This window comes from Mesorhizobium sp. WSM4819 (assembly GCF_055811215.1).
The window spans coordinates 238,075-254,934 of sequence record NZ_JBVVQO010000002.1 but is presented as its reverse complement, the minus strand read 5'-3'; the positions used below and the strand labels follow the sequence as shown (position 1 = coordinate 254,934).

Genomic DNA, 16,860 nt, shown 5'->3' with positions numbered 1-16,860 from the left:
CGTCTATTTGTGGTGACGACGGTTCCACAAATTTCGCCGTTTGGCTATCATCGCTTGCATGCGGTTCACTCCAGCGCCGTGCGTTCCCGTAGGACGCGCTAACAACGCTGCGGCGCTTTGATTTGCGGACGAGACTGTAATGGCGGACAGGAAAATCAAAGGCGCGCTCGCCGCGGCCTATGCAGCGAAGCGGCCAGAGGAGGTGGCGGCGCTCTACGACCGCTGGTCCGACACCTACGACGCCGACATGTCGGCGGCCGGTTATCGCCATCCGACCATCTGCCTTGCCCTGCTTGCCCGCCACCTGCCGCGCGGCGCGGCACCGCTCCTCGATGCCGGTGCCGGCACCGGGCTCATCGGCGAGTGGCTGAAGATCGCGGGCTATCCGCAGGTCGAGGCGCTCGACATTTCCGAAGGCATGCTGGCCCAGGCAGCGCGCAAGGGCGTCTATTCGGCGCTTCACTGCTTGGCGCTCGGCGGCCCGCTGCCCTTCGCGGATGATGCCTATGCCGGCATCATATCGGCCGGCGTCTTCACCTCGGGCCATGTCGGCGCTGAGGGGCTGGACGAACTGATCCGCATCTGCCGGCCGGGCGGGATAATCGTGCTGACGGTCAAGAACACCCTGTGGGACGCAGGCTTTTCCGCAGGGATAGCCGACCTCGAGGCGAAGGGCGTCGTCACGCGCGCCGAGGAGACATCGCCCTATGTCTCGATGCCGGGCGAGGCGGATACCGTGCCCAGCCGCGGTCTCGTTCTGCGCGTGAACTGACCATCCCCGCTCTTATGCATGTCGCGCAAAAGCACGCCCTCGGGCCTGACCCGAGGGTGCGCAGCGGTTTTGCGATGACGACATCCATAGAAACAAGAACTTAAAGCGCCTCGCATGAATCCGTTCAGACGCGACGCGCTTTAGGCTCTGATCCTTTCTCCGGCCGGGTCGTAAAGCGGCTCGAGATGGATTTTTGCCGGCGTCCGCTGCATAGCCACCACCAGCTCGTAGTCGCCGCAGGTGAGGAAATCGTCGCTGACGCCGTCGGCGTTGCGCACATAGCCGTAGCCGATGTTCTTTCCGACCGTGTAGCCATAGCCGCCGCTGGTCAGGTAGCCGACCGGCTCGCTGTTGCGCAGGATCGTTTCGCGCCCGAGCAGCACGATCTCGCAATCGTCGACGGTGAAGCCGGCAAAGCGTTTTTTCAGAACCGCGCCGCCGATCTCTTCCAGCGCCCGCCGCCCGAGAAAATCTGTGTTCTTGCGAAGCTTCACCGCCCAGCCAAGGCCGGCCTCCTGCGGCGTGTCGTTGGGCGTGATGTCGGAGCCCCAGGCGCGGTAGCCTTTTTCCAGCCGCAGCGATTCCAGCGCCCTGTAGCCGACCGGGCGGATGCTGTGCTCCTCGCCCGCCGCCATCAGCGCGTCGAAGATTTCGCCCGTCGCCGCGATCGGCACATGCAGCTCCCAGCCGAGCTCGCCGACATAGGTGACGCGCAGCGCCCGAACTGTGTGGCCGGCGATGGAGATTTCCCGCACGTGTCCAAACGGGAAAGCGGTGTTCGACACGTCCGCGTCGGTCACCGCAGCCAGCACGTCGCGGGCCCGCGGCCCCATCAGCGACAGCGTGCCGAAATCCTCGGTGACATCGGTGAGCGTCACGTCGAGCTCGTTGCCGACATGGTCGCCGATCCACGAGAAGTCATGCGTCCTAAAGCCGGTGCCGGTGACGACGTAGAATCGGTCTTCGCCGAGCCGCGCCACGGTCAGGTCGGCCTCGATGCCGCCGCGCGTGTTGAGAAGCTGCGTGTAGGTCAGCCGGCCAACCGGCTTGGCGACGTCGTTGGCGCAGATCCAGTCGAGCGCCTTCAGCGCATCCGCACCGGTCATTTCGTATTTGGCGAAGGAGGACTGGTCGAAGATGCCGACGTTCTCGCGCACGTGCCGGTGCTCGTCGCCGACCGGCGAAAACCAGTTCTGCCGGCCCATCGAATAGATGTCCTTCGGCTCGACGCCTTCGGGCGCAAACCAGTTCGGCCGCTCCCAACCGAGCTTGGAGCCGAACACGGCGCGGTGCTTTTGCAGCCGTTCATAGAGTGGCGACACGATCCGTGGCCGGCCCGTGGCATACTCTTCATGCGGGAAGCCGATCGTATAGTGCTTGCCATAGGCTTCCAGCGTGCGGTCGCGGACCCATTGCCGGTCGCGGTGCAGGTCGGAAAAGCGCCTGATATCGACCACCCACAGGTCGAGTGGCGCCTCGCCGTCGACCACCCACTGCGCCAGCACCCAGCCGGCGCCGCCGCCTGCCGCGATGCCGAAGGCGTTGAAGCCGGCGCCGACGAACATGTTGGCGCATTCGGGTGCCACGCCGAGAATGAAATTGCCGTCCGGCGTGAAGCTCTCCGGCCCGTTGATCATCTGCTTGACGCCGACGCTTTCGAGCGCCGGAACCCGCGTGATTGCCTGGTTCATATGCTGCTCGAAATGATCGTAGTCGTCGTCGAACAGCCGGAACTGCCAGTCGTCAGGGACATCGCCGCCGGGAAGATCGGTCGTCCAGGCTTGCGGGTTCGGCTCATAGCCGCCCATCACCAGCCCACCGACCTCCTCCTTGAAATAAATGCGGCGGTCGGGGTCGCGGATCGTCGGCGCATCGCTCGCCAACCCGTCTATTCTCTCGGTGACGATGTACTGGTGCTTCACCGGCTGCAGCGGCACGTTGATGCCGGCTAGCGCTCCCACCTGCCGCGCCCATTGCCCGGCACAGTTCACCACCTTGTCGCAGGCGATATCGCCCCTGTTGGTCTTTACCGCTGTGACGCGGCCATCCTGCATGTCGAAGCCGGTGACTCGGACATCCTGGAACAGCCTGGCGCCGTGCATGCGCGCGCCTTTGGCCAGCGACTGCGTGATGTCGGAAGGGCTTGCCTGGCCGTCGGTCGGCAGCCAGCTGGCGCCGACGAGATCGCCGGTTTCCAGCAGCGGCCACATTGCCTTGACTTCGGCTGGTGACAGCAACTGCATATCCATGCCGAAGCTTTTCGCCGTCGTCGCCAGCCTCTTGTACTCGATCCAGCGGTCGGGTTTGGTGGCGAGCCTGAGGCACCCTGTCATCTTCCAGCCGGTGGCCAGCCCGGTTTCGGCTTCCAGCCCCTTGTAGAGATCGACCGAATATTTGAGCACGCGGGTGATCGAGGCCGAAGACCGCAATTGACCGACCAGCCCCGCGGCATGCCATGTCGAGCCCGAAGTCAGTTTGCCCTGTTCCAGGAGCACGACATCGGCCTTGTGGTCACGCGCCAGATGATAAGCCGTCGAACAGCCGATTATGCCGCCGCCGATGACGACGATCTCGGCGTGGGCGGGCAAGGTCATGATATCTGTCCGTACTTTGTTCTGTAGTTTTCCAGCGCGGCATCGAGCCGCGTCAGGTTTTCGTCGGTATAGGCAACGTAGTCGATGCCGGGCGCGTCGAGATAAAGTTCGGAAACCATGCTCCACATCGCCTCGCGCAGCAGCGATGCGCATTGCATGGCCGCATGCGAGCGGCGGATCGCCTCGTCCGGCTCCTTCATGAAATAGGCGGTCAGGAAGGCGAAGGACTCCTCGTCGTTCATGGTGGCGTTCGAGGCGACGCCGGCGAGGTCGAACATCGCCGTGTTGAAGCCGGCATATTCGAAATCGATCAGCCACAGCCGGTGGCCGTCATCGAGAATATTAGCCGGCAGAAGGTCATTATGACCAAAGACGATCGGCAGCAATTTCTGCGCCCGTTCGAGCTCGTCTGCAAGCGTCAGCAGCCGCGGCAACTCGCTTCGCATGCGGCTCTCGGCTTCCTCCAGCGTGCGCGCATAGTCGCGGATGACATGGAATACCCAGAACATGAAGCCGGCGCCGGAGACATGATTGGGCATCTCGCGATGGAAGCCGCGCATCAGGGCGGCGACGCGGTCGATATTGGCGCGGACGTCTTCCGCGACATAGGTCTTGGCGCCGAGAAATTCCGTTACCAGGATGCCGGGCTCGGAATGGCGGACCGCCGGCGCGAAGCCGGCGGCATGCGCCGCGCGCGCGGTCATCACCTCGCGCTCGCGAAAGACGTGATGGAAGGGAAAGTCCTGGCCAAAGCGCACGACATGCCGCCCGGCGGCGTCCTTGACCAGATAGTTGGCGTTGCTCAGGCCGCCCGGCAGCGGCGCGATCTCGACGCTGCCGGTCCAGCAGGGCAGGGCGCGGATGCGGTCCTCGGTGGTCACAGGTGAATCCCTCGTTGCGCGGGGTTCAAGGCGTCGCGGGCGACGCAAAGAGGGCGGCCGGCAGGAGGGAGCAATGCGAAGTCCTCGTCGGTGCGGGATCCCGGGATCGGTATCCCGCACCGCACCGACGAGCCCCAGTGCCGGGTTCTTTGACTCCGGCATCCGCCCCCGCGGATTCAAAAAAGTCCTTTTCCCTTACGTCAGACGATTTCCCGGACGTTCGGGCAGGCGAATTTTGGTGCGGCTCTGCCATCGTTCTCCCGTGGCAGTTCCGAAGCCTGTCACAAGCCAGTGTCGCGCCATGTGATCCGGCTTGTCAACGACAACTTGTGGCTTTTTGCCCGAAATCACAAGGATTTCTTGTAAACTGTGGCCGATTTGCCTTAGAAGCGGTCAGTAGCGCAACAAATCGATTGGGTGAGACCGATGCCCTCGAAGCGGCATGGCGAGATCCTGCGTCTCCTCCATGAGGAAGGCACCGTCACCATCGCCAGCCTGGCCGACCGGCTGGGCGTCTCGCTGGAGACCGTGCGCCGCGACGTCAAGCCGCTGACCAGTGACGGTTCGATCCTGAAGATGCATGGCGCCGTCGGCCTGCCGTCGATGGCCGGCGAGGCGCCGTTCGAGCGGCGTATGCGCGAGAATGCCGATGCCAAGCGCGCCATCGCCCGCATGGTTGCCGCCACCATCCGCGACGGCGAAGCGATCATGCTCGACACCGGCACCACGACCTCTTTCCTGGCCCGCGAACTGCTCGGTCACCGGCGGTTGACGGTGGTCACCAACTCCTCCGACATCGCCCGCACGCTGGCCACCATCAACGGCAACAAGGTCTATATGGCCGGCGGCGAACTGCGCAGCGATTCGGGCGCTGCCTTCGGCGTCTCGGCTATTGCATTCGTCAGCCGCTTTTCCGTCAGCCACGCTGTGATCTCCACCGGCGCGGTCGATGCCGTCACCGGCGTGATGGACTATGATCTGGACGAGGCGGAATTCGCCCGCATGGTGCTGTCGCGCGGCCAGCGCTCGCTCGTCATCACCGACCACACCAAGTTCGGCCGCCAGGGTCTGGTCCAGGTCTGCGGCCTCGACGGTTTTTCCGAACTCGTCACCGATCGGCCGCCGCCGCACGCCATCGCCGCAGCGCTTGCCCAGGCTGGCGCACGGCTCAGCATTGCCGGCAGCGAAAGCGGGATCTGACCTGGCCAGAGCAGTAATGCGGTGAGCCTGGGGTCGGCGGCTTTTCTTCCTTGCCGTCCCGGTGTTTAGTCCGGCGATGGCTTTCACCATCCGCCAATTGCAGTTCTTCATCGCCGTCGCCGAGCAAGGCACAGTGTCTGGCGCCGCCCAAAACCTGTCCATCTCGCAATCGTCGGTCACCGAGGCGATCAAGGAGCTCGAAGGCGATCTCGGCGTCGAACTGTTCGAGCGCCATCCGCGCGGCCTCAACATCACCCACAAGGGCCACCAGTTCCTACGCCACGCGACAAAGATCCTTGCCGATGTTTCCGATGCGCGCCGCGCCTTCTCCGGCGAGCAAGCGGCGGCTGGCGGCCGGCTGCAACTCGGCGTCACCTCGCTGGTCGCCGGCTATGTCCTGTCCGACCTTCTCGCCCGCTATCGCCGCGCCTATCCGGGCGTCGAGATCTCGGCCATCGAGGACAATGGCGACTACCTCGAACATCTGCTGGTCGGCGGCAAGCTCGACATCGCCGTCATGGTCACCTCGAACCTGCGCGACCGCACCGCCCTGCAATCGGAAATTCTCGAAGTCTCGCCCTACCGGCTATGGCTGCCGCTTGGCCATCCGCTGTCCAGCGCCGACATCATCGGCATCAGCGATATCGCGTCGGAGCCGCTGATCATGCTGACCGTCGACGAGATCGAAGAGAATACCGGAAAATTGCTGGCGGCGATCGCCGCCAAGCCGCATGTCGCCTTCCGCACCCGCTCGGTCGAAGCGGTGCGCAGCCTCGTCGCCACCGGCGCCGGCGTGGCGCTGCTGCCCGACCTCGTCTACCGGCCATGGTCGCTTGAAGGCGACCGCATCGAATCGCGCGATATTTCGGGCTCGTTGCCGGTTGTCCAGGTCGGCACGGTCTGGCGGCGCGGCTCCGGCCTGCCGCAGGCCGCGCGCGACTTCATCGGGCTTGCCCAGTCGCAGCGCATGGTTCGTCAGCGGCCGGACAAGAACGGCCGCTGATCTATCGGAAAAACCGATATCGCCTTTCTGATAAATGAATTTGCGAAACCGGAAATTTCACAGCACCTTCATGATCAGGGAGCAAAGCCGCCGTTAGAGCGACGTGCGTCCAATTGGACGCACAAAGTACGCTCTAACACATTTAGTTTTCGCATCGTGCTTCCGAAATCAATCCGATTTTCGGGCCGATGCGAGAGTGCGGCCCCTCAGATGGGAGATCGACGATGAATTCATTCCTGAAGTCATGCACTGCATTGACGGTCGCGCTGGCCTTCTCCGGCCAGGCGATCGCCCAGGTTAAGGAACTCGGTAAGGGCGAAGGCCAGGTCAACATTGTCGCCTGGCCCGGCTACATCGAACGCGGCGAAACCGACAAGAACTATGATTGGGTCACGTCTTTCGAGAAGAACACAGGCTGCAAGGTCAACATCAAGACCGCCAACACCTCCGACGAGATGGTCGCGCTGATGAACGAGGGCGGTTTTGACCTCGTTACCGCCTCGGGCGACGCTTCGCTGCGCCTTGTCGCCGGCAAGCGGGTCCAGCCGATCAACACCGATCTCATCCCGAGCTGGAACACGGTCGACGACCGGCTGAAGGATGCGCCGTGGTTCACGGTCGGCGGCGTCCACTATGGCGCCCCCTACCAGTGGGGGCCGAACGTGCTGATGTACAACACCGAGGTGTTCAAGGAAGCGCCGAAGAGCTGGGACGTTGTCTTCGAGGAGATGACCTTGCCCGACGGCAAGTCGAACAAGGGCCGCGTCCAGGCCTATGACGGGCCGATCCACATCGCCGATGCGGCCAACTATCTGATGTCCCACAAGCCGGAGCTCGGCATCAAGGATCCCTACGAGCTGACCGAAGACCAGTACAAGGCCGCCCTCGATCTGCTGCGCGTCCAGCGCACGCTGGTCGGACGCTACTGGCATGACGCCGCCATCCAGGTCGACGATTTCCAGAACGAAGGCGTCGTTGCCTCCGGTTCATGGCCCTATCAGGTCAACACGCTGGTTGCTGCCAAGAAGCCGGTCGCTTCGACCATCCCCCAGGAAGGCGTCACCGGCTGGGCCGACACGACCATGCTGGCAGCCGACGCAGCCCACCCGAACTGCGCCTATATGTGGATGGAGCACTCGCTGTCGCCGAAAGTGCAGGGCGATGTCTCCGCCTGGTTCGGTTCGCTGCCGGTGGTGCCGGCTGCCTGCAAGGGCAACGAATTGCTCGGCGAGGAAGGCTGCAAGACCAACGGCTACGACAATTTCGAAAAGATCAAGTTCTGGAAGACGCCGGTGTCGAAATGCGCCACCCAGGACCAGTGCGTGCCTTACTATCGCTGGGTGTCGGACTATATCGGCGTCATCGGCGGACGGTGAGTTCGTTTCGCATTGCTCGCAAGTTGGCGCTGCCCCTTACCCTCTCCCCGTGAACAACGGGGAGAGGGGATCGCGAGCGTTGCGGCTAGCCCCTTCTCCCGTCTCTATACGGGGAGAAGGCCGGCAGGCGGATGAGGGGCAGCGCTGTCGTCTGAATTGACGAGCCTGGCAGATCAGGACAGCTCCATGACATCAGCCGTTTCCTTCCAGAAAGTCTCGCGCCATTTCGGCAGCGTGCGCGCCGTCGACATGGTCGATCTCGACATCGTGCCGGGCGAGTTCTTCGCCATGCTTGGACCTTCGGGTTCCGGCAAGACGACCTGCCTGCGGCTGATCGCCGGCTTCGAGCGGCCGACATCGGGCTCGATCTCCATTTTCGGCGAACGCGCCGAAGGCGTTCCGCCCTATCGCCGCAACGTCAACACCGTGTTCCAGGACTACGCGCTGTTTCCGCATCTGAACGTGCTCGACAACGTCGCCTACGGGCTGATGGTCAAGGGTGTCGGCAAGCTGGAGAGGCAGAAGGCCGCCGAGGAAGCATTGTCGCTGGTCCGGCTTCCCGGCTACGGCGCCCGCCGCCCGAGCCAGCTTTCCGGCGGACAGCGCCAGCGCGTCGCGCTCGCCCGCGCCCTGGTCAACCAGCCGAAGGTGCTTCTGCTCGACGAGCCGCTTGGCGCGCTCGACCTCAAGCTCCGCGAAAACATGCAGGAGGAGCTGAAGTCGCTGCAGAAGGCGCTCGGCATCACCTTCATCTTCGTCACCCACGACCAGGGCGAGGCGCTGTCGATGGCCGACCGCGTTGCCGTCTTCAACGACGGCAAGATCATGCAGATCGGCACGCCGGAGGACATCTACCAGCGGCCGAGGACGCGCTTCGTCGCCGATTTCGTCGGCTCGTCCAATGTGCTGCCGCCGGATTTCGTTCAGCGCTATTGCGGCCAGCATCGCTGGGGCAGCCTGCGCCCTGAATCAATTCGCATTGGCCAGGCAGCCAAGGGCGACGGCGTTGCCGCTCGTCTCGTCTCGACTAATTATCTCGGCGCCACGACCAGACTGGCGCTCGACGCCGACGGGTTGAGATTGCATGCCATTGTGCCGGCCGGTGCGAAATTGCCCAGCGAAGGCGAGGCTGTCGTGCTCACCTTCAACCGCGAGCATTTGCATCTGATGGACGAGCCGGGATGATGGCGGTGAGGAAAGTCTTGGCTGACAGGCCAAGTGCGGCGCTTCACGGCGCCCCCCTCTGTCCTGCCGGACATCTCCCCCACTTGGGGGGAGATCGGCAGCTTCGCCAGTGGCGCCTCTTCTGCAACGTTGGTGATTGGCGAAAGCAGTCGCGACAGCCGATCTCCCCCCTCGTGGGGGAGATGTCCGGCAGGACAGAGGGGGGCGCGAAGGATCGCGGCCTGTCGAAGACACCATGACTCTGATCGCGGCCCACACAAAACCCGCTCCCGCCGTCCTCCCCCGCAGCGGCGGCCTGCGCGGCGCCCTGTCCGACCTGTTCTGGCGCAAGCCGAAGCTGCTGCTGTTGATGCTGCTGCCGCCGGTGCTGTGGCTTGGCATCGTCTATGTCGGCTCGCTGTTCGCGCTGCTCTTGCAGAGTTTTTTCTCGATCGACGAATTCTCCGGCCTCATCAACCGGCAGTTCACGCTGAAGACCTATGGCGACCTGCTGCAGGCCGCCAATCTCGACATCATCCTGCGCACGGTGACGATGGCGGCCCTGGTCACGTTCGCCTCGGCGATCATCGCCTTTCCCATCGCCTTTTACGCGGCGCGCTATGCGCGCGGCCGCTGGAAGGCGCTGTTCTATCTCGGCATCATGCTGCCGCTGTGGTCGAGCTATCTGGTCAAGATCTACGCCTGGAAGCTCATTCTCGCCAAGGAAGGCATTCTCACCTGGCTGCTCGCCAAGCTGCATCTGCTATGGCTGCTCGATGGCTGGCTGTCGCTGCCGGTCGTCGGCGGCAACTCGCTGTCGGTGTCGTCCACCGGCACCTTCATCGTCTTCGTCTACGTCTGGCTGCCGTTCATGATCCTGCCGGTACAGGCGGCGCTTGAGCGCGTGCCGGGCAATCTGGTCGAGGCCTCGTCCGATCTCGGCGCCTCGCCCGGCCGGACCTTCCGCAACGTGCTGTTCCCGCTGGCGCTGCCGGGCATCGTCGCCGGCTCGATCTTCACCTTCTCGCTGACGCTGGGCGACTACATCATCCCGCAGATCATCGGCACCTCGCGGCTGTTCATCGGCCAGGCCGTCTATTCGCAGCAGGGCACCGCCGGCAACATTCCGCTCGCCGCCGCCTTCACCGTGGTGCCGATCGTCATCATGGGCTTCTACCTCTGGGGCGCCAAGCGCATGGGGGCCTTCGATGCGCTCTGATGGCTCACCATCCGCTCCTCTCGGCCTGAAGGTCGCCGCCGCCTGCGGCCTGCTGTTCCTGCATCTGCCGATCTTCCTGATCTTCGTCTATGCCTTCACGACCGAGGAAAAGAGCTTCGCCTGGCCGCCGCCGGGGCTGACCACACAGTGGTTCGCCGTCACCTGGAACCGCCCGGACGTGTGGGAAGCGCTGTCGCTGTCGGTCCGTGTCGCCGCTATCTCGACACTCGTCGCCCTGGTGCTCGGCACGCTCTGCGCGGCCGCCGTTTCGCGAACACGGTTCTTTGGCCGCGAAACCATCTCGCTGCTGGTCATCCTGCCGATCGCGCTGCCCGGCATCATCACCGGCATCGCGCTGCGTTCGGCCTTTTCGCTGGCCGAGGTTCCGTTCTCATTCTGGACGATCGTGCTCGGCCACGCCACCTTCTGTGTCGTCGTCGTCTACAACAACGCCGTCGCCCGCTTTCGCCGCACCTCCGGCTCGATGATCGAGGCGTCGATGGACCTCGGCGCCGACGGCTTCCAGACGTTTCGGCATGTCGTGCTGCCCAACATCGCCACCGCGCTGCTTGCCGGCGGCATGCTTGCCTTTGCGCTGTCGTTTGACGAGGTCATCGTCACCACCTTCACCGCCGGCCAGCAGCAGACGCTGCCGATCTGGATGCTGGAGGAATTGATCCGTCCGCGGCAGCGCCCGGTCACCAATGTCGTGGCCATGGTCGTCGTGCTGGTGACGCTGCTGCCCATCCTCGTCGCCTATTACCTGACCCGCGACGGCGACCAGATCGCCGGTTCGGGCAAATGACGTCAAGAATCCATAAGGGAGAGACTGCCATGGACACAAAGATGCTGATCGGCTCGAAATTCGAGAAGGGCACCGAGACCGAGGAGCCGATCCTCAATCCGAAGACCGGGGCGACTATCCTCAACCTGCCTGAAGCCAGCCAGGCGCAGATCGAGGCGGCGGTGCTGGCGGCCGAAAAAGCCTTTGTCACCTGGTCGCGCACCACGCCCGCGCAGCGCTCCGGTTATCTCCTGAAGATCGCCGATCGCATCGAGGCCGCGGCACAAGATTTCGCCGCCCTCGAGGCGCTCAATTGCGGCAAGCCGATCAATGCCGTGCTCAACGACGAAATCCCGGCGATCGTCGACTGCTACCGCTTCTTTGCCGGCGCCGTCCGCTCGATGCCCGGCCAGGTCGCCGGTGAATACATTCCCGGCCACACTTCGATGGTCCGCCGCGACGCCATCGGCGTCGTCGCCTCGATCGCGCCGTGGAACTACCCACTAATGATGATGGCCTGGAAGCTGGCGCCGGCGATTGCCGGCGGCAACACGGTCGTCTTCAAGCCGTCCGAGCAGACGCCGCTGACGGCGCTGAAGCTGGCAAAAATCCTTGCCGAGATACTGCCCGAGGGCGTCGTCAACGTCGTGCTTGGCAGAGGCGACAGCGTCGGCAACACGCTGATCAACCACCCGAAAATCAATATGATCTCGATCACCGGCGATGTCGCCACCGGCAAGAAGGTGCTGCAGGCCGCCGCCAAATCGGTCAAGCGCACGCATCTCGAACTAGGCGGCAAGGCTCCGGTCATCGTCTTCGATGACGCCGATCTCGGCGCGGTGGTCAATGGCCTGCGCGCCTTCGGCTATTACAATGCCGGCCAGGACTGCACCGCCGCCTGCCGCATCTATGCCGGCAAGAAGATCTACGACAAGCTCGTCGCCAATCTTTCCTCCGCCGTCTCGACCATCAAATACAACCGCCCCGACGACACGGAAAACGAGATCGGGCCGTTGATCTCACGCCGCCAGCGCGACCGCGTCTCGAGCTTCGTCGAGCGCGCCTCGGAGCTTAAGCACATCGAGATCACCACCGGCGGCAAGCCGGGCGAGGGCACCGGCTTCTTCTATCAGCCGACCGTCGTCGCCGGCGCGCTGCAGGAGGACGAGATCGTGCGCCGCGAAGTGTTCGGGCCGGTTGTCTCCGTCACCCGCTTTGCCGAGGTCGACGAGGCGGTGAGCTGGGCCAATGACAGCGATTATGGCCTTGCGTCCTCGGTGTGGACCAAGGATGTCTCGCGCGCCATGGCGACGGCCGCCCGGCTGCAATATGGCTGCACCTGGATCAACACCCACTTCATGCTGACCAACGAGATGCCGCATGGCGGGCTGAAGCAGTCCGGCTACGGCAAGGACATGTCGCTCTATGCGCTGGAAGATTATACCGCCGTGCGGCATGTGATGGTTGCGCACGGGTAGCGCCTTTTTCTTCTCCCCGTTGACGGGGAGAAGGTGGCCCGAAGGGCCGGATGAGGGGCAGCACCGGGCCTACTTCTGCGAAGCGGCGATGTTCGACTCACCGGCCCCAAGGCCCTTGCCGCCTGGAAGGACGCCCCCGGCATCGGCGCCTAAGCCGCTGCTTCCGGTGCGGCCGGCCGCTTGATCCTTGCCGAGGCGGCCACGACGAGCTCGTTGAAGCCTTCGCCACCATTGTCCAGCATTTCGAACAACTGCCTCCGCATCCTCGGCTCCCAGAACTTGTTGATGTGCTCGGCGACGCCGGCAATGCCTTCCTCGCGCGGCTTGGAGTGAAAAAAGGCGGCAATCTGGTTGGCCATGCGGACCAGCTTTTCGCTGGTGCTCATGATGTGGCCTTCGTCATGCGACATGCTTGGCAACTCCGGAAGCCACCCGCTCGGGGTGGGTGAAAATATCGAAATCATCGCCGCGCACCAAAGCCACCAGCGTCATGCCGGCGTCCCCGGCGGTACGGATTGCAAGTGCCGTCGGCGCCGAAACGGCAATGATGAACGCAGCGCCGATCGCCGCCGTCTTCTGCACCATCTCGACCGAAACGCGCGATGTCACGACGACGGCACCCAAGGTGCCATCGATGCCGGCTTTGGCGAGCGCCCCGGCGAGCTTGTCGAGCGCATTGTGGCGGCCGACATCCTCGCGCGCCATGACGATGCCCTTGCCTGGGATATAAAAGCCGGCGGCATGGACCGCACCGGTCTCGGCATGAAGCGGCTGCGCTTTCGACAAAAGCCTGACCGAACGGGCGATGTCGTCGGTGTCAAGTGTAAGTCTTGACGAACCAACCGCCTCGACCGAGCGCATCGCCTCCTCGATCGACTCGATGCCGCACAGCCCGCAGCCGACCGGGCCCGCCAGGCGTCGGCGCCGCGCCTCGAAGCGCGTATTGGCCTGGTCCTTCAGCCTGATCTGAATGTCGATGCCGGCGCCGTGATCCTCGACCTCGATCGCCTCGATTTCTCGGCCGTCGGCGATGATGCCTTCGGTCAGCGAGAAGCCGAGCGCGAAATCCTCGAAATCGGCCGGGCTTGCCATCATCACCGCGTGAGTGGTGCCGGCAAAGGAGAACGCCACCGGCGTCTCTTCCGGCACCATCCGGTTGGCGGCCGCACTGCCGCCGGCGCGGTGGGCGAGGCGGGAGATTTGGCTAACAGCGCAACGTTTGGGCATCACACGGCACCCCCCTCTGGCCTGCCGGCCATTTTACTTGGGAAGCGTCGAACGTTTCTTGCTTCAATTGACAGTTGCTCTCCCAGGCCATCCCCCACTCCGTCGCTGCTTCGCAGCACCACCTCTCCCCCCTCCGGAGGGAGAGGAAGGGAGCCTGGAGTTCGCGCGCTTTCCTCTCCCCCGTCGATCGGGGGAGAGGTGTCGAGCCAAGCTCGACGGAGTGGGGGTCGACCAACCGTCAAGATTGAAGCGCTTTCGGTCGAATGCCTCGGCACGATTACTCCGCTGCTTCCAAGGTCGCGATGCGACGGCTGTTGCGGGCCTGCTCGTCATAGTCGCGCTGCCATTCCGACGGCCCGTTGGACGCGCCGACCTGCACCGCCGTCACCTTGTATTCCGGGCAGTTGGTCGCCCAGTCGGAGAAGTCGGTGGTGATCACGTTGGCCTGCGTGTCGGGGTGGTGGAACGTCGTATAGACCACGCCAGGCGACACCTTGTCGGTGATCAGCGCGCGCAGCGTCGTCTCGCCGGAGCGGCTGGTCAGGCGGACCCAGTCGCCGTCGCGCAGACCGCGGTTTTCGGCGTCATGCGGGTGGATCTCGAGACGGTCCTCGCTGTGCCACATGACATTGTCGGTACGCCTGGTCTGCGCGCCGACATTGTACTGCGACAGGATGCGGCCGGTGGTCAGCAGCAGCGGGAAGCGCGGTCCCGTCCTCTCGTCGGTCGCCACATATTCGGTGCGGATGAACTTGCCCTTGCCACGCACGAAGCCGCTGATATGCATGATCGGCGTGCCTTCCGGCGCCTGCTCGTTGCACGGCCACTGCACCGAGCCCATCTTTTCCAGATAGTCGTAGGAGACCTTGGCGAAGCTTGGCGTCGTCCTGGCGATCTCATCCATGATTTCGGACGGATGCTGGTAATTCCAGGCAAGCCCCATCGCCTGTGCGAGCTTCTGCGTCACTTCCCAATCGGCCAGCCCGTTCTTCGGCGCCATCACCTTGCGCACGCGGTTGATGCGGCGTTCGGCATTGGTGAAGGTGCCGTCCTTCTCGAGGAAGGTCGAGCCGGGCAGGAAGACATGCGCGTAGTTGGCGGTCTCGTTGAGGAAGAGATCGTGGACGACGACGCATTCCATCGCCGCAAGGCCTGCGGCGACATGCTTGGTGTCGGGATCGGACTGCAAAATGTCCTCGCCCTGCACATAGAGGCCCTTGAACGAGCCGTCGACGGCGGCGTCCAGCATGTTGGGGATGCGCAGGCCGGGCTCCTCGTCGAGTTTGACCCCCCACAGGCTTTCATAGATATCGCGCACCGCGTCGCCGGAGACGTGGCGATAGCCGGGCAGCTCATGCGGGAACGAGCCCATGTCGCAGGAGCCCTGGACGTTGTTCTGGCCGCGCAGCGGGTTCACGCCGACGCCCGGCCGGCCGATATTGCCGGTCGCCATGGCGAGATTGGCGATGGCGATGACGGTGGTCGAGCCCTGGCTGTGCTCGGTCACGCCGAGGCCGTAATAGATCGCGCCATTGCCGCCGGTGGCAAACAGCCGTGCGGCGCTGCGGATCTCTTCAGGATCGACATTGGCGAGCTGGCCGACCACCTCAGGGCTGTTTTCCGGCAGCGCCACGAACGACGCCCAATCCTGGAATTCGTCCCAGTCGCAGCGTTCGCGGATGAAGGCCTCGTCGAACAGGCCTTCGGTGACGATGACATGGGCAAGCGCGGTGACCACCGCGACATTGGTGCCCGGCTGCAGCGGCAGATGATGCTGCGCCTCGATATGAGCCGAGCGCACGATGTCGGTGCGGCGCGGGTCGAGCACGATCAGCTTGGCGCCCTTGCGCAACCGCTTCTTCATGCGCGAAGCAAACACCGGATGTGCGTCGGTCGGATTGGCGCCGATGATCATCACCACATCGGTCTGCTCGATCGAGTCGAAATCCTGGGTGCCGGCCGAAGTGCCGAAAGTCTGGCCAAGGCCATAGCCGGTCGGCGAATGGCAGACGCGGGCGCAGGTATCGACATTGTTGTTGCGGAAACCCTGGCGGATCAGCTTCTGCACCAGATAGGTTTCCTCATTCGTGCAGCGCGACGAGGTGATGCCGCCGATCGAGGTGCGGCCATACTGGTACTGGATGCGGCGGAACTCGTTGGCGGTGTGGGTCAGCGCTTCCTCCCACGACACCTCGCGCCATGGATCGGTGACCTTTTCGCGGATCATCGGATTGAGGATGCGCTCCTTGTGGGTCGAGTAGCCGTAGGCAAAACGGCCCTTGACGCAGCTATGGCCACGGTTCGCCTTGCCGTCCTTGTAGGGCACCATGCGCACCAGCTCGTCGCCGCGCATTTCGGCCTTGAACGAGCAGCCGACGCCGCAATAGGCGCAGGTGGTGACGACCGAATGCTCGGGCTGGCCGATCTTGATCACCGATTTCTCGGAAAGCGTCGCCGTCGGGCAGGCCTGCACACAGGCGCCGCAGGACACGCACTCGCTGTCGATGAAAAGCTGGTGCATGCCGGGCGACACACGGCTTTCGAAGCCGCGGCCCTCGATGGTCAGCGCGAATGTGCCTTGCACCTCCTCGCAGGCGCGCACGCAGCGCGAGCAGACGATGCATTTCGATGGATCATAGGTGAAGTATGGGTTGGACTCGTCCTTCGCCATCCATTTGAAGTTTTCTGCGCCGTCATTCTTCTTGAAGACGTGGTTGTCGCCCTCATAGCCGTAGCGCACGTCGCGCAGGCCGACGACGCCGGCCTGCGTCTGCAATTCGCAGTCGCCATTGGCCGCACAGGTCAGGCAGTCGAGCGGATGGTCGGAAATGTAGAGCTCCATCACGCCGCGGCGGATGTCCTTCAGCCGACCGGTCTGGGTGTGCACGACCATGCCCGGCGCCACCGGCGTCGTGCAGGAGGAGGGCGTGCCGTTGCGGCCGTCGATCTCGACCAGGCAGAGCCGGCAGGAGCCGAAGGCGTCGACCATGTCGGTGGCGCAGAGTTTTGGAATGGCGATGCCCGCCTCCATCGAGGCGCGCATGATCGAGGTGCCTTCCGGCACGGTGACGGTGAAGCCGTCCACCGTCAGCGTCACTTGCTTCTCGGATGTCGAGGCTGGCGTGCCGTAGTCGATTTCCTGAACGAGACCCATCGCGAGGT

The 16,860-nt window shown here is 64.0% G+C and carries 13 protein-coding genes; 8 read left to right on the top strand and 5 right to left on the bottom strand.

Annotation, left to right across the window (positions count from 1 at the left end):
- Positions 1-139: 139 nt before the first annotated feature.
- Positions 140-772, top strand: a complete 633-nt coding sequence (locus tag AC0L18_RS03305; RefSeq protein WP_473490599.1) for a class I SAM-dependent DNA methyltransferase — start codon at positions 140-142, stop codon at positions 770-772.
- A 140-nt stretch (positions 773-912) separates the two neighbouring features.
- On the opposite strand, the gene AC0L18_RS03300 is transcribed toward AC0L18_RS03305, so the two are convergent.
- A complete protein-coding gene (locus AC0L18_RS03300; RefSeq protein ID WP_473490598.1) occupies positions 913-3,366 on the bottom strand; it encodes a GcvT family protein in 2,454 nt (817 codons plus the stop codon).
- Positions 3,363-4,247 (bottom strand): phosphotransferase, encoded by an 885-nt coding sequence (locus tag AC0L18_RS03295; protein ID WP_473490597.1) that lies wholly within the window; start codon positions 4,245-4,247, stop codon positions 3,363-3,365. The genes AC0L18_RS03300 and AC0L18_RS03295 overlap by 4 nt, the downstream gene beginning before the upstream one ends.
- Positions 4,248-4,673: 426 nt before the next feature.
- Here AC0L18_RS03295 and AC0L18_RS03290 point away from each other — a divergent pair, with 426 nt between their 5' ends.
- The 7 genes from AC0L18_RS03290 to AC0L18_RS03260 all read left to right on the top strand — a co-directional run bounded on the left by AC0L18_RS03290 (position 4,674) and on the right by AC0L18_RS03260 (position 12,471).
- Complete coding sequence (locus tag AC0L18_RS03290; RefSeq protein WP_473490596.1) at positions 4,674-5,447, top strand: DeoR/GlpR family DNA-binding transcription regulator; 774 nt, start codon at positions 4,674-4,676, stop codon at positions 5,445-5,447.
- Between the two features lie 76 nt (positions 5,448-5,523).
- The gene (locus AC0L18_RS03285) at positions 5,524-6,450 is read left to right on the top strand and encodes a LysR family transcriptional regulator (protein ID WP_023802869.1); all 927 of its coding nucleotides are present in this window, start codon (positions 5,524-5,526) and stop codon (positions 6,448-6,450) included.
- A gap of 224 nt (positions 6,451-6,674) precedes the next feature.
- A complete protein-coding gene (locus AC0L18_RS03280; RefSeq protein ID WP_473490595.1) occupies positions 6,675-7,826 on the top strand; it encodes an ABC transporter substrate-binding protein in 1,152 nt (383 codons plus the stop codon).
- Between the two features lie 186 nt (positions 7,827-8,012).
- Positions 8,013-9,011 (top strand): ABC transporter ATP-binding protein, encoded by a 999-nt coding sequence (locus AC0L18_RS03275; protein ID WP_473490594.1) that lies wholly within the window; start codon positions 8,013-8,015, stop codon positions 9,009-9,011.
- Between the two features lie 235 nt (positions 9,012-9,246).
- A complete protein-coding gene (locus tag AC0L18_RS03270) occupies positions 9,247-10,209 on the top strand; it encodes an ABC transporter permease (RefSeq protein WP_473490593.1) in 963 nt (320 codons plus the stop codon).
- Positions 10,199-11,014 (top strand): ABC transporter permease, encoded by an 816-nt coding sequence (locus tag AC0L18_RS03265; RefSeq protein ID WP_473490592.1) that lies wholly within the window; start codon positions 10,199-10,201, stop codon positions 11,012-11,014. The genes AC0L18_RS03270 and AC0L18_RS03265 overlap by 11 nt, the downstream gene beginning before the upstream one ends.
- Before the next feature lie 29 nt (positions 11,015-11,043).
- Positions 11,044-12,471 carry a gamma-aminobutyraldehyde dehydrogenase gene (locus tag AC0L18_RS03260; protein WP_287344816.1) on the top strand — a complete coding sequence of 476 codons (1,428 nt, stop codon included), beginning with the start codon at positions 11,044-11,046 and terminating at the stop codon, positions 12,469-12,471.
- A 149-nt stretch (positions 12,472-12,620) separates the two neighbouring features.
- On the opposite strand, the gene AC0L18_RS03255 is transcribed toward AC0L18_RS03260, so the two are convergent.
- From AC0L18_RS03255 to fdhF, 3 genes are all read right to left on the bottom strand, one after another.
- Entirely contained in the window at positions 12,621-12,881 is a 261-nt protein-coding gene (locus tag AC0L18_RS03255) for a formate dehydrogenase subunit delta (RefSeq protein WP_473490591.1), read from the bottom strand.
- Positions 12,871-13,698 carry a formate dehydrogenase accessory sulfurtransferase FdhD gene (fdhD, locus tag AC0L18_RS03250; RefSeq protein WP_473490590.1) on the bottom strand — a complete coding sequence of 276 codons (828 nt, stop codon included), beginning with the start codon at positions 13,696-13,698 and terminating at the stop codon, positions 12,871-12,873. The genes AC0L18_RS03255 and fdhD overlap by 11 nt, the downstream gene beginning before the upstream one ends.
- 277 nt (positions 13,699-13,975) lie before the next feature.
- Entirely contained in the window at positions 13,976-16,852 is a 2,877-nt protein-coding gene (fdhF, locus tag AC0L18_RS03245; protein WP_473490589.1) for a formate dehydrogenase subunit alpha, read from the bottom strand.
- Positions 16,853-16,860: the final 8 nt, after the last annotated feature.